Origin of the sequence: Clostridium sp. AF17-21AC, assembly GCF_003461365.1 — a bacterium.
GTDB lineage: Bacteria > Bacillota > Clostridia > Lachnospirales > Lachnospiraceae > Coprococcus > Coprococcus ammoniilyticus.
In genome coordinates, this window is the sequence record NZ_QTWY01000002.1 from 418,366 (window position 1) to 443,473 (window position 25,108).

Here is a 25,108-nt window from a genome sequence, read left to right on the forward strand (position 1 = left end):
AAATATAGTTTTTATTTTCGCCTGTCTTTCATTCAAAGCAGTTTTATCATGCGTTATAGATTATGCATAAAAAAGAAAAAACCTGGAAAAAACTTCCAGGTTATCAAATAGCAGTTCATAGGGGAATCGAACCCCTGTTTTCGCCGTGAGAGGGCGACGTCTTAACCGCTTGACCAATGAACCATATATCTTAGCGACTTGTTTAATATACCAGAAGCTACGATAAAATGCAAGCTTTTTTTTCAGTAAATTTACATTTTTTTATACTGACCATATTTTAGCTTGTAATAAGGGCATTGTCAATCAAATACGCAAGTGTTTTGGTAATGAAAGGGATACAGGGCTGCTGCATAGATCTTCCTTATATCTAAATACACCTTAGCATATTTTTGCATTAATTTTATCATAGACAGAAACAATACCTTTTATCTGCCAAGTCCTGATTCTGTATTCTTTCATGCAGCAAACCTTTTTTCACGTCGGTACTTGGCAAACTGCTGTAAGCAGTGAGCTTAGTACCGCTACGTGAAAAACAGAACGTAAGTGTTTTGCGTAATGAAAGGGATACAGTGTCAGGGCTTACAGAATAAAGGTATTGTTTCGTCCGTTTATACAAAGTCAAAGGTAAGCTGGTTGGTATCCGGCATACCGTCTAAGATGCCAAGCTCTGACAGCTTGTCGATCGCACTCTTTCCAATCTTAGAATGAGCCTGCAGATCTTCCTTTGAGATAAATTTGCCTTTGCCGGCTGCATCCTTCAACTGCTTTGCAGCCTTCTCTCCCATTCCTTCAATGGAAGCCAGTGACGGCATGATCTTACCGTCTATTACCTGAAAACGGATATCATCCGCCACATAGATATCGATCGGCATGAACTCAAAACCTCTCGCATACATCTCAAGAACCAGCTTCAGATCCTTTAACTTATCTTCATCCTTTGCAGTTCGTTTATTCTTATCAATACTCTGTATCATATTGATATGATACAGTACCTTTTCTTTTCCAAAGCACATCATCTCATAACTGAAGGCTGATGCACGAATACTGAAAAACGCTGCATAATACTGAAGCGGATAATTCACCTTAAAATATGCAATTCTCCACGCCATCATAACGTAAGCCGCCGCATGGGCTTTCGGGAACATGTACTTGATCTTCTGGCACGACCAGATATACCAGTCCGGTACACCATGTGCCTTCATATCCTCTTTCCATTCTTCCCATTTTGCACATTTGCCTTTAGCTACGTTACCTTTTCGGACATTCTCCATGATCTGGAACGCTGTACCGGATTCCAGGCCCATATGGATCAGATATACCATGATATCATCTCGACAACAGATTGCGGTCGAGATCGTACACTGACCGGATTTGATCAGCTCCTGTGCATTTCCAAGCCATACATCCGTACCATGCGCCAGACCTGCGATTCGCACCAGATCCGAGAAGTTCTGTGGATTTGCATCAATTAACATCTGCATGGCGAAATCCGTACCGAACTCCGGCACACCCAGACTGCCAAGCGGAATGCCATTGATATCCTCTGGTGTAATATGAAGACTTTCTGTTCCATGGAACAACGCCATAACATCAGGATCATCTAACCGGATCGTGGTTGCATCAAGACCGGTCAGATCCTCCAGTCTTCGGATCATCGTAGGATCATCATGACCGAGAATATCAAGCTTCAACAGGTTATGATCGATCGAATGGTACTCGAAATGAGATGTTACGACATCCGTCGTCATATCATTTGCCGGCTTCTGGATCGGTGTGAAGGAATAGATCTCCTCATGCCTTGGAAGAACGATCATACCACCCGGATGCTGTCCGGTCGAACGCTTAACGCCGGTACAGCCGATTGCCAGACGTTCCATCTCACAGCTTCGTTTCGTGACGATAGCCTTTTCATCGACATATTTCTCGATCTCCTTCTGGGTCAGATCTCCCATTGCCGTAGCCTCTGCTCTCGCTTCATCCTTTGCAAGATCTTTGAAGTAATTATATACATAACCATACGCTGTCTTATCTGCTACCGTTGTTACAGTTCCTGCACGGAATGCCTTACCCTTACCGAATAATACTTCTGTGTAAGCATGTGCACATGACTGATATTCACCGGAGAAGTTCAGATCGATATCCGGCTCCTTATCTCCTTTGAATCCAAGGAAGGTTTCAAATGGGATATCGTGTCCCTCTTTGATCAGTGGATGACCGCATCGAGGGCAGTCACGATCCGGCATATCACATCCCGACATACCGGAATATGATTTTACAAGCTCGGAATCAAAATCAACAAAATGACACTCCGGACAAATATAATGTGCCGACAACGGATTTACCTCTGTGATACCTGCCATCGTTGCTACGAAGGAAGAACCTACAGATCCTCTGGAACCAACCAGATAGCCATGATCGTTGGAGTCCCACACAAGCTTCTGTGCAATGATATACATAACGGCAAATCCATTTGATATAATGGAATGTAACTCACGTTCCAGTCGTTCTACAACGACCTCCGGCAGATCCGGTCCATAGATCTTATGAGCCTTTTCATAACAGATATTCGTAAGTGTCTCATCTGAATTCTCGATGATAGGCGGTGCTTTATCCGGTCGAACCGGGTCCATATATTCCACCATATCCGCGATCAGATTTGTATTTGTGATAACAACCTCTCTGGCTTTCTCACTTCCCAGATATTCGAATTCCGCTAACATTTCTTCCGTCGTTCTGAAATAAAGCGGAGGCTGATTAACTGCATCCTCAAAACCTTTACTTTTCATGATGATCGCACGATAGATACTGTCTTCCGGATCAAGGAAATGGACATCACAGGTTGCAACAACCGGCTTATTAAATAATCGTCCAAGCTCCACAATACGCTTATTATAATTCTGAAGATCCTCGATCGTACAAGGATTCTCCTTCTTTCTGGTCATAAACTCGTTATTTCCGATCGGCTGTATCTCCAGATAATCAAAGAAATTAACAAGTCTTGCAATTTCTTCATCCGGTGCATCATCTACGACCGCACGGAACAGCTCACCTGCTTCACAGGCAGAACCTAAGATCAGGCCTTCTCTGTATTTATTGATCATGCTCATAGGCATACGCGGTCTGCGGTTGAAGTATCTGACATGCGCTTCAGAAATCAGACGATACAGATTCACACGGCCGATCTCATTTTTTGCCAGAATGATGCCATGATATGTTCTGCCTTTTTTGATCGTATCATCCGATGCAGAACCTAATTCATTTACATCCTCCACCGTCTTTACGCCACGTTCCACTAACATCTCATATAATTTTACGAAAATTTTTGCGGTTGCATTTGCATCATCAACAGCACGGTGATGATGTTCATTTTTTACATTTAACGCCTTACAGACACGATCCAGTGTAAACTTACCAAGCTCCGGCAATAACACATGGCTGAGTGTCATGGTATCCATGATCGTATTATCGAATTTTATTCCAAGATCTTTGGCATTTTTCTTGATGAATCCGGTATCAAATGCTGCATTATGTGCAACAACGATATCATCACCACAGAATTCCAAAAACTTCGGCAGGATCACGTCGACGGTCGGTGCATGCATAACCATCTCATCTGTAATGGAAGTCAACTGCTCTATACTATAAGGGATCGGTTCTTCCGGATTGATAAATTCCGAGAAACGATCGATCTCCTCTCCATCTTTTACCTTTACAGCTCCGATCTCTATGATCTTATTCTTCTTCTGACTAAGACCGGTCGTCTCGATATCAAATACGATATATTCTGTATTCAGATCCTGTCCTTTGGGATTGATAACCAGATTCTTCAGGTCATCGACAAAATATCCCTCACAGCCAAAGATCAGTTTAAAGCCATCCTTCATACCCTTTGCATGTGCTGCGATCGGGAATGCCTGTGCAACGCCGTGATCCGTGATTGCAATCGCCGGGTGTCCCCAGTCATTTGCACGTTTCACGATCTTCTCGATATCAACAACACTGTCCATCTCGCTCATAACCGTATGCATATGTAATTCCACACGTTTTTCAAGCGATGTGTCAACTCTTGGCACACGGAAATCCGGTATATGCTTGATACCACGCACAGATGCAATATTTAACTCCTTGGAAAAAGTATCGTATAACGGCACACCCTTTAACCGATAGAAGCTTCCTTCTTTTAACTCATCCTTATAAACCGGCGCATCATCCTCTGATGCAAATATCTTAAATGCGATCGTATCTTCAAAATCCGTAATATTGCAGATGAATAAAGTCTTACCGTTTCGGAGAACCTTTTCTTCCATCTTGATCAACTGGCCATGAATACAGACTTCGCCGATACCATCTACTAATGTAGAAATCTTTACCAGTTCCCCTTCGCAGTCTCTGCCATAGAATACATCCGGATCATTCGAGGTATATTTCTTCCTTCTGGCGGCAAATGTCTCCTTCGGCTTTTCGTCCTGTGCAGGTGCTTTCTTTTCAGCCGGAACATCCTTCTTGCCTTCTCCGACCAGCTTCTTTTTATCTACTGATTTACCATCCAAGGTCAGATCCGCATCCTCATGTACATTACTTAAGATTGCCTCAATCTCAAGCTTCATCTTCTGTTCATTTGCACGGCGGAGCATCTCTTTATCAGATTCCGTATAATCAAAACCGACCTTGATATCCATACCGAACCGTTTCTTATAGGTCTCCTCCAGATATTTTTTGATCCCGATCGAATGGCTCTTTGAAAGCTTACTGTCTTCCATCGCAAGCGTGATAATATCATCTGCATAATACCATTCTGCCCGCTTTAATAAACGATATCCAACATGACTGATCTTCTCGACATCATACAAGATACTGTCCTTATATACCTCTGTTAAGGTTCTGGTATTGTACTGGGAAGACAGCTCATAACGGTCATCAATGATGACCTTATAACCACGTCCACGAAATAAATGTCCGCAAATGATATCTTCCACCTGTACAATCTTCGGACGGCTGATCAGGTGCTTCGACAGCAGGCTGATAATAAGCTGGCGTTCTGCCTGCTTCATTACCACCTTTTCGATCATCGTATCCTCAAACAGGGAAGACAGCTCTTTATCCATATTCAGTTCAGGAAATACTTCAAAAAATAATTTTGCTTCTACCGGCACGTTCTATTCACTCCAGTTATCTAACTCGTACTTTAATGTTGATAATATATCTTTCTCGTCGATCTTCTTTATGATCTGGCCTTTTTTGATCAGGATACCGCAGCCTTTTCCGCCCGCAATTCCAAGATCTGCTTCCTTGGCTTCGCCCGGTCCGTTTACAACACAGCCCATAACAGCAACCTTGATATTCAGATGATCATAATCGGCAACCAGCTTTTCTACCTGTTCTGCCAGTCCGATCAGATCAATCTCCGTTCTTCCACATGTTGGACAGGACACAAGTTCGATTCCACCTGTACGGAGTCCAAGCGTCTTTAAGATCATCTTTGCTGTCATGATCTCATTGACCGGATCCCCTGTTAAAGATACACGGATCGTATCTCCGATTCCCTCATGCAGGATAATACCAAGTCCTACAGAGGATTTGATATTACCGCTCATAACCGTACCGGATTCCGTGATACCCACATGCAGCGGATAATTCGTCTGATCTGCAATCAGCTCATGTGCTTTTACACACATCATAACATCGGAAGATTTAATACTGATGACCATATTGTCATATCCGCAGTCTTCGATCATATGAACCTTATCCAACGCACTCTCAACGATTCCTTCTGCTGTCACGCCATGGTATTTTTCAACTAATTCTTTTTCAAGGGAACCGCTGTTTACACCAACACGGATCGGTATATTTCGTTCCTTACATACCGCTACTACCTGTGCCAGCTTATCCTTACCACCGATATTACCCGGATTGATACGGATCTTATCTGCTCCCGCCTCAGCCGCTGCGATCGCCAGACGGTAATCAAAATGAATGTCTGCAACCAGCGGAATATGGATCTGTTTCTTGATCGCAGGGATTGCCGCCGCTGCCGCATCATCATTTACGGTGCTTCTGATGATGTCACAGCCTGCCTTTTCAAGTTTTAAGATCTGTGCAACTGTAGCATCTATATCACTGGTTTTTGTATTTGTCATCGACTGGATCAGGATCGGATTTCCACCACCGATCACCCGGTCTCCTATCTTTATAACTTTTGTATGATCTCTGTACATATTAACTCCTGTTCATCTAATGAAAGAATACATTCTTGATATCGTTAAATAATATCACAACCATCAACAGCATAACCAGAACAAATCCGATCAGCGTCACGATATTCTCCTTATCCTTCGGAACCTTCTTTCTCGTTACTGCTTCAATTAACAGGAAGATAAATCGTCCTCCATCCAAGCCCGGTATCGGCAGCAGGTTCATAACGCCAAGGTTTGCCGACAGCAGTACGATATAATTCATCCAGTTTAAGAACAGATCAAGCACACTGCTCTTTGCTGCCTCATTGAAGGTATCGTTCATGTTCTTCGCTACTCCGACCGGACCGGATACTTCATCCGAACTTACCTGACGGGTAACGATCAGCTTCAGGCTTAAGAAGGTTGCTTTTACCCAGTATCTGGTCTCATAAGCAGAATATTTACAAAGCTCTCCGAAGTTCTTCGGGAGCTGATAACCGACACTCATTATTCCGATCTTATAGCCATCCGGTGTCTTTGCCGGATGTACCGTCGTATCATAGACCGTTCCGTCTTCTTTCTCAAGTGTCAGATCAATCGGTGAACCATCTCCATAGATCTGAAGATAGATCTGTAACTCACGGAAATTTTTAACTGTACTTCCCTCAATCTTTAATACCCGATCGCCATCTGATATCCCGGCTTCTTCCGCCGGATATACACCATTAAAATATTCCTCGGCATTTTCGATCTGGTATTTTTCAATATTATCTTTATTGTATACTGCTCCTATGATCGCAGGATCACTTCCACAGAAATGAATGATCACCATGGAAAATAAAAATGCGATCACAAAGTTCATGGCAGGTCCTGCAAGTACAACCGCCATTCTCGCCCAGATGGATTTCTTCTCAAAGGAATTCTCATCATTTTCGTTTTCTTCATCATCTTCGCTGAGCATCATACAATAGCCGCCAAGCGGAATCAGCCGCAGCGTATACTGTGTTTCTTTCTTATGAAACTGAAACAGCTTCGGTCCGAATCCCATCGAAAACTCTTTTACTGTGATATGATTGATCTTTGCTACGATAAAATGTCCCAGCTCATGAAAGAAAATGATGACACCAAAAACAAGTATGATCAATATGATATTCAAAAACTAACACCCACTTTCAATAAATTCATATACTTCCTGCTCGGTTGCAAGAATCTCATCTATATCAGGATTTTCAATCAATTTATGATGATCCATGGATGCACGGATGATATCATAGATATCAAGAAAATCGATTTTTCTGTCTAAGAACTGCTTTACTGCATATTCATTTGCCGCATTGAATACTGTAGGCATCGAACCACCGATCCCGATTGCCTCATATGCATATCGTAACCCAAGAAAGGTATCCATATCCGGTGTCTCGATCACAATCGATGAAAGCTTCGTAAAGTCAAGACGATCTCCCGGCATGTATCTTCGTTCCGGATAGAACAGCGCATACTCGATCGGCAGCTTCATATCTGGCGTACCGAGCTGTGCGATCACTGCTCCATCTTTATATTCTACCATAGAATGAATGATACTCTGCGGCTGGATCACAACCTGAATATTTTCCGGTGCTACATCAAATAACCATTTTGCTTCAATAACTTCCAGACCTTTATTTACCATCGTTGCTGAATCAATGGTGATCTTTCTTCCCATGCTCCAGTTTGGATGTTTTAATGCGTCCTCTAATTTCACATGCTTTAAAAGCTCTCTGTTCTTGCCACGAAATGGTCCACCGGATGCTGTCAACAGAATTTTTTCAATGGAATCATGTGTATTTCCCTGCAATGACTGGAAGATTGCCGAATGTTCACTGTCAACCGGAAGGATCGATACTCCTTTTTCCTTTGCAAGCGGCATAATGATATGTCCCGCTGTAACCAGAGTTTCTTTATTTGCAAGGGCAATGTCTTTTCCCGCTTTAATCGCTGCCACAGTCGGGCGGATACCGATCATTCCTACAATAGCGGTAACTAATACATCCGATGTCTTGTATTCTGCAATCTCGATCAGCCCATCCATGCCTGATACGACACGGATATCCATATCCTTCAGACGATCTTTTAATTCATCTGCCAGCTTCTCATCCCACAGACCAACGATCTCCGGTCGGAACTCTCTCGCCTGCTTCTCTAATAAGTCTATGTTTCTTCCTGCTGATAAAGCACAGATTTTTATATCCTGATTCCATCTTGCGATCTCAAGTGTCTGTGTTCCTATAGATCCTGTGGATCCAATGATAGCTACATGTTTCATATTTGTTCTCCTTTACCCATTTCAAACATCTGTATCTAACATTTTTTATCTGTCTGCACTATTTCCAATGCGACATAAAGGAAAAGCAGCGTAATTATGAGCACAGTTCATCTGTACGCTCTCCCACACTGCTTTTTCTGATTACAACAAATATAATATAAGATAATACATAATTGGTGCTGTAAATATAATACTGTCAAACCGGTCAAGGATTCCGCCATGCCCCGGTATCAGCTTGCCATAATCTTTGATATCATTATTTCTCTTGATTGCAGAAGCCGCCAGATCCCCGATAACTGCAGGCAGCGCACATACAGCTCCGATTAATGCAAATATCCATACAGAATGTGCAACCTGCATGAAATGATTATAAATCAAACCAAATACAACACCTAATATTCCTGCTCCAACAATTCCGCCGATCAGACCCTCGATACTCTTCTTCGGACTTAAAATCGGTGACATCTTGTGCTTACCGATCGCGCGTCCGACCAGATAGGCACAGGTATCATTACCCCATGAGCTGACAAAGATCAGCAGAACAAGAATCAGTCCATGTTGCATATCTCGTATGAGATACACATACGACAACATTACACCTACATATACAAATGCAAAAAATGCCGCCATGATCTCTTTATCTTTGTAATTCGGATATGTGAGCACATAGATTGCAAGGATGACCAGCATATAGACCGCGATCAACGGTAATATAAACTGATGCAGGTCAAAATACAACAATGCATAATAAAAAACCGTTGCACCGTAAGCTGCATATCCAAGCCCCTTCTTATTCAGCCCATATATACGAAGTAACTCCATCACACCGATCAGCGAAACCGCACACATTACCAGACATGTAAGTGCTCCGCCAAAATAAAGTGTGATTGCTGCAATGATCACCAGGATCACTGCACTGATTGCCCGTTGTTTAAACATATTATTTCCTCTTTATTTTACCCCGCCATACCGACGGTCTCTATGACTGTAATACCGACATGCATTAACCAGCTCGTCCATATCAAAGTCCGGCCATAACACATCCGTAAAATAAAATTCTGAATATGCGATCTGCCATGGAAGAAAATTCGATGTCCGAAGCTCTCCGCTGGTACGAATCAACAGATCCGGATCCGTCAGTTCCTTTGTATCAAGGTAGGCACTGACTGTATCCTCTGTAACCGCATCCGGTGATAACTTTCCAGCCATACAGTCGGATGCAATCTGTCTGACCGCTCTTGTGATCTCATCCCGTCCGCCATAGTTAATCGCTACAGAAAACTGAAGTCCTGTATTATTTGCTGTAGCTTCCTCCAGATTATCCATCTTCTCTACGATATCCTTCGGAAGGTCCTCACGCTTACCAATGATCCTTACGCGCATGTTATTCCGGTTGGATCGCTCGATGCTGTCAACCAGATACTTACGGAAAATATTCATGATCGTAGATACTTCCTCTACTGAACGTTTCCAGTTCTCGGTAGAAAATGCGTATACAGTCAGGTATTTAATACCAAGTTCATCTGCATTCTCGCATGTTCGCTCGATTGCCTTTGCGCCCTCTGAATGTCCATAGGTTCTTGGCATCAGTCGTTTCTTCGCCCATCTTCCGTTTCCATCCATGATGATCGCAACATGCTCCGGAATATTGATCATTTCTCCATTTATTTCTTTATTCATACTTACTCCAAATTAAACAGTTAAGATCTCTGTTGATTTCTTCTCAATAGCCTTATCGATCAGACCAACATATTTGTCTGTCATCTTCTGGATCTTATCCTCGTTTGTCTTTAATTCATCCTCTGATATATCTCCGGCTTTCTCCATCTTCTTGATTGCGTCATTTGCATCTCTTCTGATATTACGGATAGCAACTTTTGCATTCTCACCTTTTTTCTTAATATCCTTAACGATTTCTTTTCTTCTTTCCTCTGTCAGTTCAGGGAAATTCAGGATGATATTCTTACCGTCATTGTTTGGTGTCAGGCCCAGATCTGAATTCAGGATTGCCTTCTCGATCGCCTTTACCAGTGATGGCTCCCATGGTGCGATCATCAGCGTTCTTGCTTCCGGTACGGTGATATTTGCAAGCTGCTGCATCGGTGTTGGCACGCCATAATATTCCACCTTGATCTTATTTAAAATGTTAGGGTTGGCACGTCCTGCACGGATCGTAGCATATTCCCCTTCCAGGTTTTCAACTGTCTTCGTCATTTTCTCTTCGTACTGTGTCAACATATCTTTGTTCCTCCTGTTTATTTATACGTTCACATATGTTCCTGTAAAGCCACCGGTAACGGCCTTTACAATACTGTCTTCACCATTTAAGCCGAATAACATCATCGGCATTTTGTTTTCCATAGCAAGAACTGCAGATGCAAGATCGATAACTCCAAGCTTATTATCAACAATATCTTTCATCTGCATGCTGTCATATTTCTTTGCATTTGGATTTGTCTTAGGATCACTGTCATATACGCCGTCAATTGCTTTTGCAGATAAGACTACATCTGCCTTTACTTCAACCGCCATAAGAACAGTTGCCATATCTGTTGAGAAATACGGATGTCCGATTCCTCCGGCAAAGAAAACAACTTCTCCCTGCTCCATATATTCTACAGCTTTATCACGGTTGAACAGCTCTGTCATTGTTCCGCATGCAAATGGTGTCATGATATGTGATTTGATTCCAAATACACGAAAAGCATCTGCGGTATAGATACAGTTCATAACAGTTGCAAGCATGCCGATCGAATCTGCTTTTACACGATCCATATTTTCTGAGGTTCTGCCACGCCAGAAATTACCACCACCGATTACTACACAAAGCTGGATTCCTTTATCCAGGATCTTCTTTACCTGTCCGGCAACATCATATACAGTCTTTTCATCAAAGCCCTGCTTTTTTTCTCCGGCAAGTGCTTCTCCACTAAGTTTCAATAACACTCTGTTCATTTCCATAATTGTAACCTCTTATGTTTTCTCAAAATTTTTCTATCCTAGTATAGCACAATATAACTATATTTCAAACAGGAAGTTGGAAAGATTTTATTCAAATTATCGAAGCTCCGGATCTGTTCTCCATAACAAAAAGAACACCACAAAATCTGACTGGTTTCATGATGTTCTTTCGTTTCTGGTATGTTTCTATATACTATTTATTAACGATTGAATCCGGATCATCATCTACTGTAAACGTATCCAGATCGATCTGGTTATAATATCCTGTATCGTTGATAATATTTGCACTGATATTTTTAACTGTCTGGGATGGAACATAATCATAATCGTTAAACAGATATCTGTGAAGAACGACTACATTGTTCTCCAGATCTCCTGCTACAACCAGACTTCCCTTACTTCCAAGTGTTGGTGTTGACCATGTAAATGGGAAACCGGTTGAGGATTCCAGTTTGTAATTGAAGCAGTTCGTTGCAAGATCCATAATCTCTTTCTTTGTAAGGCTGGAGCTGATATCATCTACAACTGCATTCAGGCAGTCATTTAACTTGGAGATTCCGGCACTCTTTGCCTTTTCGATCATAAGGCTGATAACCTTTCTCTGTCTCCATGCTCTGGTGATATCACCCTGGTCTGTACTTCGGATTCTTGCATATGCGGTAGCCTGAACACCATCAAGATGTACAACACCTGTATCATATACATACGTAGACTGGATGCCATTGACTCTCTGCTGTTCATCGATACACTGATTCAGCTTGTCAAGCTCGCTGGACTTCAATTCGATATCAAGACCGCCAAGTGCATCGATTGCTTCTGTCAATGCCTTGAAGTTTACAGTTACATAAGCTGTAATATTCAGGTCAAGGTTCTTGTTCAATGTATTGATCGCCTCTGAAGCTCCGCCATAAGCATAAGCATGTGTGGCCTTCTCATAGCTCTTGGAATCATTTGCAAGCTCCAGATATGTGTCACGATATACGGAAGACATCTTAACCTCCTGTGTATCATTGTTAATGCTTACAATGATGATTGCATCGGATCGTGCTCCGCTTTCTACCATATCAATATCACGGCTATCTACACCGAATAATGCGATCGTTGTATAACCGGTCATCTTCTTTACGGTTTCTTCTGCAAGGTCATCATTCACCTTAACGTCTTTTAACTCTTCAAAATTCATTTTATTAAATGCTGAATTGATATAAGCATTTACAAAAAGGACACCTCCAAGAATGATCACCAGTATTTCTGCTATAAGTGCAATGATCCATGGTTTGTTTTTGCTCTTTTTCTTCTTTTTTCCGGAAGATCTGCGCTCAGCAGATTTTTTCTGTGCCCGCTTTGCTGCTGTATCTTCCATATCATCATAATCGTCGAAATCTTCATCGCTAAAAATATTATCGCTCATTATTCATTCTCCTATACGTTTGTGTATATGTTTCATCTCAACAGAACTATTTTTCGTACAAAATGTCAATTTTCCACGAACAAACAAGGTGTATTCTACTACAAATAATATTCAAATTCAACCTGTTCATAAAAATATAACATTTACGCCGGACTGTCTTCTTTATTCGCCCAGGATAAATTTGTCAATAACCGGGACCAGACCATCTTCATCATTTGAGAGTGTTACATAATCTGCATGTTCCTTTACGATCTCCTGTGCATTTGCCATCGCCACACCGACACCCGCATATTCGATCATCGTCAGGTCGTTATATCCATCTCCGCAGGCAACCAGATCCTTTACATCCATGTGCAGATATTCCAGAAGCTTTTCAAGAGATGTTGCCTTATGCACACCCTTTGGCATGATCTCGACAAAGAAAGGCTCGGAACGGAAAACAGTAACCGAATCTCCATACAGGGCTGCCAGCTCCTGCTCCACCTGCTCTGCAACATCAGGTTCTGCTGTCAGCAGGCACTTATTGATCGGGAAGTCAATAAAGGAACGAAAATCCTCCACCTGTACGATCTCCATACGATTGATCCTTGCCTCAAGACTCATATAATCATCAACCGGGGTTCCTGTTACAACGATGTCATCCTTATAAGTCACCATCCCAATCTTTTTCTCAACACAGTAATCATATATTTTTCTTGCAATCTCATTATCTACACATGCCTGATATGCGATCTCACCTGTTTTATAATTCACGATACGTCCGCCATTGAATGCCAGCACATATCCACCATACTGATTCAGTTCCAGTTCATCCGCAATCTTCCGGATTCCAGGCAGCGGCCGTCCGGATGCAATTGCCACAACATGTCCTTTTTTCTGGATCTCCATGATCTTATCCAGTGTAGGCTTTGTGATCTCTTTTTTCGAATTAGTCAATGTACCATCAATATCAAGTGCTATTATCTTCTTCATCTTGTTATCTCCACGTTTATCTTCAATTTGTAATGATCAAGTTGATAATATATAGTAGTTTCACCTCTTTGTCCAGTAGTTTACCCGAAAAAATGCGATTCTATTGTAATTGACGGTGCGATTGTATTATAATAATCAATCATAAATGCATCTTTTTTATTAAATTTCGGAGTTTTGGCATGAATTATACGATCTATATAAAAGAAAAGAATCTGACAACAAATATAAAAGCGGCTGTTCATGAATATATCAAGCGGCTGTCACCTTTCTGTAAAGCTACAGTCTGCTGTGCAGGCAAAAAAAAAGCTGCCTTTGCAGGCAGCGATATCAATATCCTGATCACCCCTGACCAGACAGGCAAGCACACGATCTCTTCCGAAGCCTTTGCCCGAATGATCTCTGACTATGCTCTGGGCGGATATTCAAAAATCAGTTATTTTATTGGATTTTCTCCGGATGATCTGCCGATTTTATCCAATCAGATCTTTTCCGTTTCCAGTATGACATTATCTAACGAGATCTGCTTGATTGCCTTTACGGAACAGCTCTATCGTGCCTATACCATCAATAACAACATTACTTATCACAAATAATACGAATCTGGTCAAGCAACATGACACGCATCAACTGATGTGGGAATGTCATATCCGAAAAACTCATTTTCACATCTGCACATCTGACCAGTTCGTTTGAAGTTCCCAGAGAACCACCGATCAGAAAGGATACTGCTTCATATTCCCGCTCTTCTGCCTGACGGATAATTGCCGCGAACTGTTCGGTTGTATATTTTTTACCTTCTATGCAAAGAGCGATCACAAAATCATTTTTACCGATACTTGCAAGACTGTTTCTGCTTTCTGTTTCAATAATCTTCTGCTTTACAGCATCGGATGCATTCTTCGGTATTTTTTCATCCTCACTCTGAATGATCTCTACCCGGTTCTTTTTATTGATCTGTTTACAGAGTTCCTGTATCTGACTGCTATAATATTCTTCTTTTATCTTTCCAACACATATGATCTTGAACAGCATCATGCATCTCCATTTTCTATCTCTGATCCAGCTTTATCTGGTCAAACAATTTCTTTTCCGCTTCATTTTTCTTATGCGTAAACATACTGACAATGATCGTTACCGCCAAAGCAAATACAAAGGATGCAGTTCCCGCACTCAGTTCTGTTGATACCGCCAGTGTATTTCCTTCTATCATCGGTACAAAATACCAGACAGAACAAACCGCAAGCCCTGTAAACAGTCCTGCAAAAATTCCCGGTCTGCTTGCTGCTCGCCAGACAACTGCCAATATACATGGAGCTGCCATTGCAGATGCATACTCCCATGAAACCGTGATCAGTTTCTGATACTCCGGCTTCCATATACCGACGATCACCAGTAATGCGCCTGAAAGAATAACCAGCAGGCCTATATCTGCCACATTCTGCTGTTTTTCATTCCTGATCCATTTCATTTTTGGCAGAAGTCCCCGGGCTACTTCCATACTCATTGCAAATATACGCTCGGTCAGACACAACAACGTAATAACCAAAACTCCAAGTATAACATATCGGATCTCTGTCGGAACTTCCAGCTTATGACATAAGGCTGCAATATAAGTCCGGAGCAGTTCGTCAATTCCAGAATCAAGCGTCACCTTTAACGGATAGATACATACTGCATTTAACAATGACCAGACACTGATCACAACAATCATCACGCCTGTATACAGGATTGACAACACCCGTCCACGATCCAGCTCATGACTGTCCTTTGCTTCAAATGCTCCATTAAATAAAAATGGAAGTCCAAGACAGCCAAGTCCCATACCGACCATGGATATAATATATGTAACACCGGTCTGTGTGCCGTTATAATACAGAATATTCAGATATACACTGGTTCCGCCCTTCATATGCAGCTTTCCATAAATATCGAGAAGCTCCGATGGTTTATTTACCATAAACAAACTGATGACCAGCACAAAGAATACAAACAGCAATATTATATAGAAGATACTCCTTATTACACTTCTTACTTTATTTCCAAGTATGCACATATAAATGCTTAAGATCACCACGATCCCTACGGCAACCCAGTGATATTCCATGCCAACCGTCTTGCTGATCACCTTACTCCCATATTCCAACAATGCTGCAGTCATAGACAGAAGGATCAGCAGCCATACAACAAGAAAGCTGTCCTTTAATATAACCGACCGGTATCTGTCATATAAAAATTCCCACATACTTCCGATGGTCTTCCGGGAAAGATCCCGATAAGAACGGAGCCGCTTTACCAGAAACAACCAGGCAAATGTTGTACCGACAAACAGACCAATATTGATAAAACACACACCGGCTCCATATACTCCGATCACCGGCGGCAGCAGGACCAATGACCAGAGCAGCATCTCTGCCATTGAATTATTTCCAGCCAGCAGTGCCCCGTTTAATGTATTTTGATCATTCTGAAATAAATATTTTCTTTTGCTTCTGCTCATATCAAAGACTCCTTCAAACCCACCCGGGTTCCGATCATTTTTTACTGCTTTATGTTCTCACTATCCGCTTCTTCATGTCAAGTCTCTTTTTATATAATTTTTCTATATTTCTTTTTTATTTCTATTATATTATTACAAATTTGTAAGCATCCTAATAAAAAATATAGAACAAGAAAACTATCTATGTTATAATATCCAAGTATGTAAATTTTGTTTTACATGGTCATTACATGATTTTGACATTTATTCAGAAGGTAATTTTTATTCACAGGAGGATATGGAAGTGGACTTTTTTTCAATTCTGACTTTACTTGGAGGCGTAGGACTGTTCCTGTTTGGAATGAACATGATGGGCGATTCCCTGAAGAATCTGGCAGGAGGAAGTCTGGAACGGATACTTGAAAAACTGACAACCGGTAAGAGTCAGGCAACCGGCGCGATTAAGGGCTTTGGTCTTGGTACCGGTGTAACAGCGATCATTCAGAGTTCTGCAGCAACTACGATCATGCTGATCGGTTTTGTAAATGCCGGTATCATGAAGCTTGGTCAGGCGATCCCTGTTGTATTTGGTGCCAATGTCGGTAGTACCGCAACCGCGCAGATTTTACGTCTTGGTGATCTTGGCGAAGATATGTTTATCCTCAAATTATTAAAACCGTCTTCTTTTGCACCCGTTCTGATCGGTATTGGTGCTTTTATCATTCTGTTTGCCCATAAGAAAAAACATAAAGATATCGCCGGTATCTTAGTCGGTCTTGGTATCTTATTCCTTGGTATGAATACAATGGAAGCTGTGTTCGCTCCTTTAAAAGAATCTGAAGCATTCCAGAATCTGTTCATTTCTTTCAGCAATCCACTCCTTGGTATCCTGATTGGTCTTGTCTTAACAGCGATCATCCAGAGCTCCTCTGCTTCAGTCGGTATCCTTCAGGCATTATCCTCAACAGGAGTTGTTTCCTATGGTTCTTCGATCCCTATTATTATCGGTATTAATATAGGAAAATGTTTCGCCATCCTGCTCGGCAGTATCGGTGCAAACAAAAAGGCAAAACGTGTTGCCATGTCCTATCTGTTATTTAATATTATCGGTGCGATTTTCTTCGTTGTTGTGATCTATGGACTTCAGTTGTTTATCACCTTCCCATTTATAGATAAGATCATCAACCGTGGTGTAATCGCAAACCTACATTTTATGTTTAACTTTATCATTGCGATCCTGCTGCTTCCATTCGCAAATAAGATCGCAGATCTGACCGGTAAGATCATCGGCGACGATAAAGAATCCAAAATTGACAAAGAGCTTGCATCTCTCGATCCAATGCTTCTTGATACACCAAACATTGCTCTTACCCAGGCGCAGAAGGTAATGTTCTCCATGACAGACTCCATCAAGGAAAACTTCGAACTTGGAAGTCAGTTATTATCGGAATATAATGAAGAAACTGCTGGAAAACTTCTGGAAAATGAGATGTTCATTGATAAATGTGAAAGTGCGTTAAACGAATATCTGTTAAAGATCACCTCCAAGCGGCTGCATTCATCCGAACGAAAGCTGGCATCTGAATTATTAAACAGTGTCAGTGACCTGGAACGAATCGGTGACCACTGTGAAAATCTTCTGATCGTCGGCAGAAAGATCACCGATGAAAAAATCTCCTTCTCCACACAGGGAACCATGGAGATCAATACGCTCTTACAGGCTACAGCCAATATCATTGATACAACCTTTATGGCATTCAAAAACGATGATTTAACGGCTGTCTCCCGTATCGAGCCGCTTGCTCAGTCAATCACAGAGGTAAAAGAGATCATCAAAGATCACCATGTTATCCGTTTACAGACCGGAGACTGCGATATCGACGGTGGTTTTGCTCTTGTAGATATCCTGACCAGTCTGGATCGTATCGGAAGTCACTGTTCTAATATCGGACTTCATATTGCAAAGAAATTAACTACAGATTCCTTTGACGAAATGCACGGTCATATCTACACAAATGGATATAAGACCTCCGAAGAATATAAAGCACTCTACTGCTACTACATGTCTCTGTACTCTGATCCGATCACCGAAAAGTATAAGGCGAGCCTGCCAGAGCTGGAACATAAGATCTCGCAATCAGATGCAAATAAATCTTCTGCTTCGAAATCTGTGGATCTGAACACAGCTAAGGCAGATAAAAACGAACAGCAGGCAAAAAAAGAGCCTAAATTAAAAGAGATCAAGAAGACAAAGATTGAAAAAGTAAAACAGAAGAAAGACTCTAAGAAAAAATAAAGATTATTCTGATAATAAGCATTATAAAAAGATACTCTGATCACGGGATCATACAGGTCCTTTGCTTTCAGAGTATCTTTTTTATTTCCTTTTATTCTTTAATACTGCATTTTATTATTATTTGATCTTGTATCTCGTTTAGACAGATATACATAATGACTCTATCTCAATCACGGCTTTCAATTACAATTAATAATCCGGATTCAAATTCGATTAGACCACACTCTGCAATCAGCTCATTGCTGACGCCGATGCTTTCTCCAAGCTTCAATGTAAGCCCCTGTGCATTATAATAAAAACCCTGAAGTGTTACACCGGTCACCTGTTCCGTATATGGAAGCAGTGACACATATCTGTATGCATCGGTACGCTTCACGATATGTTGGTGTGCTGTCATCGTGATCCTGTTATGCTCGTCGATCAGATATGCCGATATTTCGGTCTCTGCAAACTGCTTTAATAAGCCAATATTGGCAAGAGTATGATCCATACGGGTTCCGGTTGCTCCAACCAGAATTACTTCATCCGGTCTGATCTCCTGCTCCAGTATATAAGAGATTGCAACATGGGTATCTGTAAAATCCTTATGTGTATCCAGATCCAGAAATTCTGTCTTTTCCCGATATGATGCTACAATATCTGTCTTTGCCGAATCAAAATCTCCAATAACCAGATCCGGAAGTATGTCACATTCCTGACAGATTTCAAGTCCTTTATCACATGCTATTATTTTTTGAAAATCATAATCGGAAAGAACCGTTTCAAGCACTTTTTTTGAAACGGTTCCTCCTGTAACAACTAAATATCGATTCATATATCCTGTTACCTGTTCCGGCAGACAGCAGATCTGCTTTCTGCCTTTTTATTACTTTCTATTGTATTTCTGAAAAAATCTTATGGAAGGCTTTTACATTCTCAACCTTATCTCCCTTGAATACTGCAGATCCGGCAACTAATACATTTGCACCTGCCTGAATGATCTCAGCCACATTAGAAAGAGTGACACCGCCGTCTACCTGAATATCTGTCTGAAGTCCACGGCTGTTTAACAGTGCTCTGGTCTCTGTAATCTTCCGAAGGGAAGATGGAATAAACTTCTGTCCTCCAAAGCCCGGATTTACTGACATGATCAGAATCATATCTACATCCTCTAATACATAATCAAGTACCGATAATGGTGTTGCAGGATTTAATGCAACTCCGGCTTTCATTCCCAGCTCTTTTATGGCTGCGATGGTTCTGTGAAGGTGCTTGCAGGCTTCTGCATGTACTGTTACGATATCTGCTCCACAATTCTTATAATCCTGTAAGAAACGCACCGGTTCATCAATCATAAGATGAACATCAAACACCTTATCAGATACCGGACGAACACTCTTGATAACCGGTGCTCCAAATGAAATATTCGGCACAAAGGACCCATCCATAACATCCAGATGAATATATTCACTTCCTGCCTGATCTATGATCTGTATATCTTCTGCCAGATGTCCAAAATCCGCAGACAATACTGATGGGGACAGCTTTAACATTACCATTTCCTCTTTTCCTTTAATTCATTGTATATCATAACATAATCATCATACCGCATCTTACTGATTCTACCATCGCTGACAGCTTTCTTTACTAGACATCCCGGTTCACTGATGTGATTACACATGTTAAATTTACAGGTTCCTGTATATGCTGCAATCTCAGGAAAATACAGCTTCAGATCTTCTGCTTCGATTTCTTCTGTATATAACGAACTGAAACCCGGTGTATCCATAATATAAGTATCATCATCTACAAACATCAGCTCTGAATGTCTCGTTGTATGTTTTCCACGCTGGATCTTTTCACTTAAACCTCCCGTCTGCACATTGGCATCCGGAAATAATGAATTCAGTGTCGATGACTTGCCTACACCTGAAGGTCCTGCAAATACCGTTGTTTTTCCTTTTATAACTGCTTCCAACACATCAATCCCATAGCCGCTTTCGGCACTGATAAACAATACCTCATATCCACTCTTTGTATAAGATCTGCATATATCTTCACTCTGACGAAAGCCCTCCAGATCCACTTTATTAAAGCAGATCACTGTAGGAACCTCATGCTGCTCCATATTGATCAAAAAGCGGTCAAGCAGATTGAAGTTAGGTGCTGGTGCAGACACTGCAAAAATAATTACAGTCTGATCTACGTTTGCAACTGCAGGTCTGTTTAACCAGTTAAATCTGGGCAATATATCTTCAATATTGCCCAGATTCTTCTCTTCATCTAATATCTCTATCTCAACATTATCGCCTACCAAAGGTTTAATCTTCCGATTCCGGAAGACACCCTTTGCTTTACATTCATATGTGATGCCGTTTTCACAGACAACATAGTAGAAACCACCAATGCCTTTTATGATCTTACCTGTCATACCTGCACCTATTCCTTTGTAAAGGATGCTGACAAGCCACTGGTGTTAAAGCTTGATGTTACATCCTGTCCTTCTGAATCTGTGATCATAACCGTAAATGTACCGGAATCCTCTGATAAACCGCTGATGGAATCTGCTCCGCCGATATCCAGTGGGAAGGACTCCTCTCCGGCTGCTCCGGAATATATCTTATAAGTTGCATCTCCGATCGTATAAGATACGGTCACTGATACATTACCTGCTGCCTCAAAATCATATCCTGCATTTGTGATAGCACCTGTAAATTTAACTGTATAGGAAACTGTTTCCGGTCCGTCACTGATCACATACTTGATCGTTGAACCTTCTTCTACCTTACTGTCTGCATCAATTTCCTGGCTGATCACCTTTCCTGCTTTTACATCATTACTGTATGCATGGCTTGGATTTCCAACCAATCCTGCATCACTCAGCAGAGATTCTGCTTCCTTCTCTGTCTTACCTACCAGATTTGGCACCGGTACATCCTGTACCTCTTTACCATTGCTGACAATGATCTTAACAGTAGAACCCTCCGGCTGCATTGTCTTTGCTTCCGGCGACTGATTGATTACATAATTTTTCTCTACTGTATCGTCATATTCATAACCATGGGTAACCGTAAAGCCTGCTTCTGTAAGCAAGGTTGTTGCCTGGTCATCGGAATATCCTCTGACATCCGGAACTTCTTTATCTTCCTTGCCTTCTGAAACCGTTACAACAATCTCCTCATCTGCTGAGACCGCCGTTCCTTCGTCTACGCTCTGACTGATTACATAGCCCTCCTGAACGTCATTGTCCTTCTTTGTTTCAAATGTATAGTTTGTGAATCCTGCTTTTTTCAGTTCTTCTTCTGCTGCTGTTTTATACAGACCTACTACATTGACCATTGGAATCGTTGCCTGTTCACTTGTAGTAACATCATCTGTACTGGCATCACTGTTCTCATCTGTATCGTCAGTACTTTCTGTTGCTTCCGTAGTCGTCGGTGTATCTGTCGTATCCTTCTTTCCGGAGAATAGCTTGAAACCGGCAATCTTCGAAATCAATAATGCAACAAGGATTGCAATGATAACTACAACTGCAATACTTGATATCATAATGATCTTTTTCAGTTTTGGATCCAGCTCATCCAGTTCTGCATCGTCATCATCTTCCGGCTGTCTGAGTTCTTCCTCGTCATCCTCCTCATCGTCGTCATCATCAAACAGATTATCAAATTTGGAAGGTGGTATGATCGGTGTGTCTTCCGGATGCTCTTCCGGTTCCAGATCTTCCTCATCCAACACCGGCTCATTCATCTGCCTTCCTTCTTTGATTGCTTTCATTTCATCCGAGGTCATTTCAACCGTTGGCGAACTTGGCACGATTGGAGGCACAACAACACAGTCAATATCCGGATTTGCCTGCACGCGCTTCAGATCTGCGATCAAAGCACTTGCTGTCAGATATCTGCGCTCTGCCTTCTTCTGTGTACATTTCAAAATAATCTTTTCCAGACTCGTCGGTATGTCCGGATAATATTCTCTAGGGGAGATCATCTCACCCTGTATATGCATCAATGCAACCGCAACATTATTCTCTCCCTCAAATGGCACATGTCCGGTTACCATTTCATACATAGTGATACCAAGCGAATAAATATCACTTCTTTCATCACTGAAGCCGCCTCTTGCCTGCTCCGGGGAAATATAATGAACACTTCCCATGGCATTTGCTGTCATAGTGTTGGAAGAAGCTGCTCTTGCAATACCAAAATCTGTAACCTTTATTCCGCCATTTTTTGACACAATAATATTCTGTGGCTTTATATCTCTGTGGATCGTATGATTCTGATGGGCTACTTCCAGTCCCTGTGCGATCTGGATCGCAATATTAATTGCCTCATCTGATTTCAGTCTTCCCTTTTCCTGAATATATTCCTTTAAGGTAATTCCTTCTACCAGCTCCATTACGATATAGTAAATGCCATTGTCCTCCCCGACATCATATACATTTACGATATTCGGATGGGATAATCCGGCTGCTGACTGCGCCTCGATCCTGAATTTTGTTACAAAATTCACATCGGAACTGAATTCCGGCTTTAAAACTTTTATTGCTACATATCGGTTCAGCACATGGCATTTTGCCTTATAAACCTCAGACATTCCGCCCGTACCGATCAATTCTATTATCTCATAACGATTACTGAGTATCATTCCTGGATTTAACATGTTTACACCTCTCACTATTTTACAGCAACCACAACGGAGATATTATCTTTTCCTCCGTAATAGTTCGCTCTGTCAATCAATTTTTCAACCGTTGCTGTAATATCCCCGCTGTCTTCCATCACGATTTCTTTTATCTCATCATCCTCGATCATATTGGTCAAGCCATCTGAACATAACAAAATCCTGTCATTTTCCTTCATATCTAACTCAAAGAAATCGATCATGACCTTATCTGATATTCCCAGTGCTCTGGTTATTATATTTTTTTCGGGGTGATTTCTGCCTTTATTTCTGTCTAACTGTCCGGATCGTATCAATTCCTCCACAAGGGAATGATCCAGAGTTACCTGTCTGATATCATTATCTATAAAATACAGCCGGCTGTCCCCGATGTTTGCAACATACAGGGCATCTTCCTCACATACAGCCGCCACAAGGGTCGTTCCCATCCCTTTCAGATCTTCGTTCTCCCTTGCCATTCTGTATATCTTATCATTTGCATAAACAATCGCTCTTTTTAGAACGGATACCGAATTGTTCAACGTGCTTTCTTTTATATATTCTGTTACACATTCAATCGCAGTCCTTGATGCAACATCACCAGCTTTATGACCACCCATACCGTCTGCTACTATGTACAGATTTGGCAGTGGCCCAATTGGCTCATCACAAAAGAAAATGCTGTCCTGATTCTGGGCTCGTTTCTTACCGATGTCTGTTCTACCATCCGATCTCATCTGATGCCTCCCGTCTAAAAAGTCTCTTTTGCCTCTTCATATTTTCTTCGAAGCTGTCCACAGGCAGCATCAATATCTCTGCCCATACTTCTTCTTATTGTAACATTTATATCTTTCTTTTCAAGTATATATTTGAATTTTTCAACAGAATCACCGAGTGAACGACAATACTCACGCTCTTTGATTGGATTTACCGGAATCAGATTCACATGTCCATGCATATTTTTTAGAAGCTCCGCCAGCTTATATGCATGCTCCGGTGTATCATTTTCGTCCTTCACCAATGAATATTCAAAGGTTACCCTTCTGCCTGTTTTTTCAAAATAATACCTGCATACTTCCATCAGTTCTGCGATCGAATACTTATTTGCAATCGGCAACAGCTTTCTTCTGTCTTCATCCGTCGGACTATGAAGAGACAAAGCAAATGTAATAGAAAGTTCCTCATCTGCCAGTTTTTTTATTTGTGGAACCAGTCCGCAGCTTGAAACCGTAATATTTCTCTGGCTGATATTTTTGCCCCGCTCGTCATTGATGATCCGGATGAAACGGATCAGATTATCATAATTATCCAGGGGCTCTCCGGTTCCCATTACAACAATATTTGACACGCGTTCTCCTGTGATCCGTTCAATCGCATAGATCTGATCAAGCATCTCTGATGCTTCCAGATTCCGAATCAGGCCGCCTATTGTAGAGGCGCAGAACCGGCATCCCATACGGCATCCGACCTGAGAAGAGATACAGACGGAGTTGCCATGCTTATACCGCATCAGCACACTTTCCAATACATTTCCATCCTGTAAACGGAACAGAAATTTATTGGTTCCATCCTGTTTCGATACCAGTCTGGTCACCTCTTCTACACCATGCATGCCCTGCTTTTTTATCTCCTCGATCAGTTTCTTTGGAACATTTGTCATTTCTTCCGCATCTGCAATTCCTTTTTCATGCACCCATTCAAATATCTGTTTTGCACGGAATGCCGGCTGTCCGACTGCCTTTACCCAGACTGCCAGTTCATCAAACATCATGGAGCGGATATCCAGTTTTTTTATATCTTCTATCTCTGTAAACATATCTTTCTCTTCCTGAACCATAGAATAACCGGAAAAGTGTTCTGCTCTCCGGTATCA

At 41.5% G+C, this 25,108-nt stretch carries 20 protein-coding genes and 1 tRNA gene; 2 read left to right on the forward strand and 19 right to left on the reverse strand.

Going from position 1 to position 25,108, the window contains the following annotated elements:
- Positions 1 to 111: 111 nt before the first annotated feature.
- The 11 genes from DWW85_RS04855 to DWW85_RS04905 all read right to left on the reverse strand — a co-directional run bounded on the left by DWW85_RS04855 (position 112) and on the right by DWW85_RS04905 (position 13,819).
- Positions 112 to 183 (reverse strand) — tRNA-Glu (locus DWW85_RS04855).
- A 425-nt stretch (positions 184 to 608) separates the two neighbouring features.
- A complete protein-coding gene (locus DWW85_RS04860; RefSeq protein ID WP_117807702.1) occupies positions 609 to 5,153 on the reverse strand; it encodes a PolC-type DNA polymerase III in 4,545 nt (1,514 codons plus the stop codon).
- A 3-nt stretch (positions 5,154 to 5,156) separates the two neighbouring features.
- Positions 5,157 to 6,215, reverse strand: coding sequence for a flavodoxin-dependent (E)-4-hydroxy-3-methylbut-2-enyl-diphosphate synthase (ispG, locus tag DWW85_RS04865; RefSeq protein WP_008401604.1), 1,059 nt, complete (start codon positions 6,213 to 6,215; stop codon positions 5,157 to 5,159).
- 16 nt (positions 6,216 to 6,231) lie between these two features.
- Positions 6,232 to 7,329, reverse strand: coding sequence for a M50 family metallopeptidase (locus DWW85_RS04870; protein WP_021943257.1), 1,098 nt, complete (start codon positions 7,327 to 7,329; stop codon positions 6,232 to 6,234).
- Positions 7,330 to 7,332: 3 nt separating this feature from the next.
- Positions 7,333 to 8,475 carry a 1-deoxy-D-xylulose-5-phosphate reductoisomerase gene (locus DWW85_RS04875; protein WP_117807703.1) on the reverse strand — a complete coding sequence of 381 codons (1,143 nt, stop codon included), beginning with the start codon at positions 8,473 to 8,475 and terminating at the stop codon, positions 7,333 to 7,335.
- A 141-nt stretch (positions 8,476 to 8,616) separates the two neighbouring features.
- On the reverse strand, positions 8,617 to 9,414 hold the full coding sequence (locus DWW85_RS04880) for a phosphatidate cytidylyltransferase (protein ID WP_117807704.1): 798 nt from the start codon (positions 9,412 to 9,414) through the stop codon (positions 8,617 to 8,619).
- Between the two features lie 12 nt (positions 9,415 to 9,426).
- Positions 9,427 to 10,155 (reverse strand): isoprenyl transferase, encoded by a 729-nt coding sequence (locus DWW85_RS04885; protein ID WP_117807705.1) that lies wholly within the window; start codon positions 10,153 to 10,155, stop codon positions 9,427 to 9,429.
- 12 nt (positions 10,156 to 10,167) lie between these two features.
- Entirely contained in the window at positions 10,168 to 10,713 is a 546-nt protein-coding gene (frr, locus tag DWW85_RS04890) for a ribosome recycling factor (RefSeq protein WP_021943254.1), read from the reverse strand.
- 21 nt (positions 10,714 to 10,734) lie between these two features.
- On the reverse strand, positions 10,735 to 11,436 hold the full coding sequence (gene pyrH, locus DWW85_RS04895) for a UMP kinase (RefSeq protein WP_021943253.1): 702 nt from the start codon (positions 11,434 to 11,436) through the stop codon (positions 10,735 to 10,737).
- 193 nt (positions 11,437 to 11,629) lie between these two features.
- A complete protein-coding gene (locus DWW85_RS04900) occupies positions 11,630 to 12,847 on the reverse strand; it encodes an LCP family protein (protein ID WP_021943252.1) in 1,218 nt (405 codons plus the stop codon).
- 162 nt (positions 12,848 to 13,009) lie between these two features.
- Positions 13,010 to 13,819, reverse strand: coding sequence for a Cof-type HAD-IIB family hydrolase (locus DWW85_RS04905; RefSeq protein WP_117807706.1), 810 nt, complete (start codon positions 13,817 to 13,819; stop codon positions 13,010 to 13,012).
- Between the two features lie 179 nt (positions 13,820 to 13,998).
- Between DWW85_RS04905 and DWW85_RS04910 the strand changes: the two genes are divergently transcribed.
- A complete protein-coding gene (locus DWW85_RS04910) occupies positions 13,999 to 14,412 on the forward strand; it encodes a 23S rRNA (pseudouridine(1915)-N(3))-methyltransferase RlmH (protein ID WP_117807707.1) in 414 nt (137 codons plus the stop codon).
- On the opposite strand, the gene DWW85_RS04915 is transcribed toward DWW85_RS04910, so the two are convergent.
- Positions 14,396 to 14,854 (reverse strand): 23S rRNA (pseudouridine(1915)-N(3))-methyltransferase RlmH, encoded by a 459-nt coding sequence (locus tag DWW85_RS04915; RefSeq protein WP_226801113.1) that lies wholly within the window; start codon positions 14,852 to 14,854, stop codon positions 14,396 to 14,398. The genes DWW85_RS04910 and DWW85_RS04915 overlap by 17 nt on opposite strands.
- A gap of 13 nt (positions 14,855 to 14,867) precedes the next feature.
- Positions 14,868 to 16,316, reverse strand: a complete 1,449-nt coding sequence (locus DWW85_RS04920; RefSeq protein ID WP_117807709.1) for a hypothetical protein — start codon at positions 16,314 to 16,316, stop codon at positions 14,868 to 14,870.
- 277 nt (positions 16,317 to 16,593) lie between these two features.
- On the opposite strand from DWW85_RS04920, the gene DWW85_RS04925 reads away from it, so the two are divergent.
- Positions 16,594 to 18,591 (forward strand): Na/Pi cotransporter family protein, encoded by a 1,998-nt coding sequence (locus tag DWW85_RS04925; RefSeq protein WP_117807710.1) that lies wholly within the window; start codon positions 16,594 to 16,596, stop codon positions 18,589 to 18,591.
- Positions 18,592 to 18,757: 166 nt separating this feature from the next.
- Here the strand turns inward: DWW85_RS04925 and DWW85_RS04930 are convergent, their stop codons facing one another.
- Genes DWW85_RS04930 through rlmN form a run of 6 tightly spaced genes read right to left on the reverse strand, consistent with a single transcriptional unit; the run spans position 18,758 to position 25,051 of the window.
- Positions 18,758 to 19,405 carry a thiamine diphosphokinase gene (locus DWW85_RS04930; protein ID WP_117807711.1) on the reverse strand — a complete coding sequence of 216 codons (648 nt, stop codon included), beginning with the start codon at positions 19,403 to 19,405 and terminating at the stop codon, positions 18,758 to 18,760.
- 58 nt (positions 19,406 to 19,463) lie between these two features.
- A complete protein-coding gene (gene rpe / locus DWW85_RS04935) occupies positions 19,464 to 20,123 on the reverse strand; it encodes a ribulose-phosphate 3-epimerase (protein WP_117784975.1) in 660 nt (219 codons plus the stop codon).
- Positions 20,123 to 21,001, reverse strand: coding sequence for a ribosome small subunit-dependent GTPase A (gene rsgA, locus DWW85_RS04940; RefSeq protein WP_117807712.1), 879 nt, complete (start codon positions 20,999 to 21,001; stop codon positions 20,123 to 20,125). The genes rpe and rsgA overlap by 1 nt, the downstream gene beginning before the upstream one ends.
- A gap of 8 nt (positions 21,002 to 21,009) precedes the next feature.
- On the reverse strand, positions 21,010 to 23,235 hold the full coding sequence (pknB, locus tag DWW85_RS04945) for a Stk1 family PASTA domain-containing Ser/Thr kinase (protein WP_117807713.1): 2,226 nt from the start codon (positions 23,233 to 23,235) through the stop codon (positions 21,010 to 21,012).
- 14 nt (positions 23,236 to 23,249) lie between these two features.
- Entirely contained in the window at positions 23,250 to 23,972 is a 723-nt protein-coding gene (locus tag DWW85_RS04950; RefSeq protein WP_117807714.1) for a Stp1/IreP family PP2C-type Ser/Thr phosphatase, read from the reverse strand.
- A 14-nt stretch (positions 23,973 to 23,986) separates the two neighbouring features.
- Positions 23,987 to 25,051 (reverse strand): 23S rRNA (adenine(2503)-C(2))-methyltransferase RlmN, encoded by a 1,065-nt coding sequence (rlmN, locus tag DWW85_RS04955; RefSeq protein ID WP_021943241.1) that lies wholly within the window; start codon positions 25,049 to 25,051, stop codon positions 23,987 to 23,989.
- Positions 25,052 to 25,108 lie beyond the last annotated feature (57 nt).